General features: G+C 57.9%; 1 protein-coding gene. It reads left to right on the top strand.

Features of this window, described 5'->3' with window-relative positions; all coding sequences use genetic code 11:
* Positions 1 to 502: 502 nt before the first annotated feature.
* Positions 503 to 2,056: calcium-binding protein (locus tag C7389_RS24990; RefSeq protein WP_483964197.1), on the top strand; the 1,554-nt coding region annotated here is incomplete at its 3' end.

Raw genomic sequence — 2,056 nt, 5'->3', positions numbered from 1 at the left:
GTGCGTCCTGATGGGGCACCAAGGAGCGAAAGCGGGGGCAACGGCCCGTGGCCGACCCGGTCGGAAGCGAAAAATGCCTTCGAACTCGAAAGGTCCTCACTGATACGCGCTCGAAATCGGTCCGCGGGCGCTTGATCATGATTTGTTCAGCACTTCCTTAACGTCAATAGGCGTTGCGAGCACATTACTCTCTATTGTCAATAAGAGCGAGATCATCACGCTCGCTGGCAACTTGGCAGGGGGAGCCAATATCGCATATGAGGTGACGAAATTAAGCTCCGCTATAAATAGCGGCGACAGCGCCTCTGCCATTCAAGCGGCACTTGGAATTATTGGGGGAATAGGGGTAATCGTTTCCGCCTCTCCGTTCGGCTTCACACCTCAAGGCAGAGCCCTAGGCATTGCTCTCCAGGTTGGAGCTGCTGCTGCAAAAGAGCTAATCGCTAATGGCGATGCAATTTCCGAGGCTCTTCAGTCCATATCAGATAGCCCAGCTCTGAATGTGAGCTTCTCCACCATAGACTCCCAAGTCATTCGTAATCGCACTAAAGACCATTTCAACCAAGCCCAAACCACCACCTCCCCCCTGATCCTCGACCTCGACGGCGACGGCGTCGAAACCACCTCGCTGGCCAACGGCGTCTTCTTCGACCATGACGGCAACGGCTTCGCCGAGCAGTCCGGCTGGGTCGGCAAGGACGATGGATTGCTGGTCCTCGACCGCAATGGCAATGGCACCATCGATGAGGGTTCCGAGCTCTTCGGCAACAACACCACCCTCGCCAACGGCAATAAAGCCGCCAACGGCTTTGCCGCTTTACGCGAGCTCGATTCCAATCTGGACGGCGTCATCGACGCCAACGACGCCGCCTATGCCAGCCTGCGCGTCTGGAAGGATGCCGACGGTGACGGCATTACCGATGAAGGCGAACTTCTCACCCTCGAAGAGGCCAGCGTCGCCCGCATCGCGCTGAATTACACCAACACCACCACCACCGACGCCAACGGCAATCAGCATCTGCAGACCGGCAGCTTCACCCGTGCGGATGGCACCACCGCCACCGTGACCGATGTCTGGTTCCAGAGCGATCTGGCCAATACCCTGGACACCCACCTCGTCGCCATCAGCGACAAGATCGCCGCCCTCCCCGACGTTGCCGCCTTTGGCAATGTCCACGACCTGCGCCAGGCCATGGCGCGGGACGAGTCCGGGCAATTGCAGGCGCTGGTCGAACAGTTCGCGCAGGAAACCGATGTCGTCGCCCGCCATGCTTTGCTGGATCAGATCCTCTTCGCCTGGACCGGCTCAGACCAATACAGCACAAACAGCCGCGGCGCCTACCTGGCCGATGGCCGCAAGCTCTATGTGCTGGAAGCCTTTCTCGGAGAAACCTTCACTCAGGGCAGTGGAACGAATGCCGGCACGTCCAACCCTGGCCCGAATGCAGCCGCGGAACTCATGGAAGCTTATGCGTCCTTGGCTGACTATGTTTATGGCCAACTCATGCTGCAGAGCCACTTCGCACCGCTGATCGATTTGCTAGGCATCAAGATCAATGGGAATGACATTGGATGGGATGTCACCGCGCTGGTGGCAGCCCTGCGGGAGTCGTACGAAAACGACCATATCCCCGGCCTAGCTAAGCTAACTGAATTCATAGACATTCTAAATAAGAGCGATACCGAAGCGACCACGGCCATTCTTTTAGCTATGGAGGCGAAGGGGTCGGTTCATGGCGACGCATTCGACATACACCTCATTGCGGGAAGTCAAGCAATCGCTCTTGGGACTATAGGAGACGATCAGATCAAAAGTGCCTTGATCAACTCCACCATCATCGCCGGCCTAGATGGCAATGACACCATCGATGGCTCCACCGGTGATGACACCCTCTTCGGAAACCTCGGCGATGACATTCTCTCCGGCGGCGCCGGTAGCGACGCACTCTACGGCGGCGAAGGCAACGACAAGCTCTATGGCGGCACCGGCAGTGACGCCCTCTATGGTGGCGAAGGCGATGATTCCCTCTATGGTGGCGACCACGGAGATGTTCTG

Source organism: Azoarcus indigens (assembly GCF_004361735.1).
Classification (GTDB): domain Bacteria; phylum Pseudomonadota; class Gammaproteobacteria; order Burkholderiales; family Rhodocyclaceae; genus Azoarcus; species Azoarcus indigens.
Note: the sequence above shows the minus strand (reverse complement) of the source record. Positions and strands in the feature narration are given on the sequence as shown.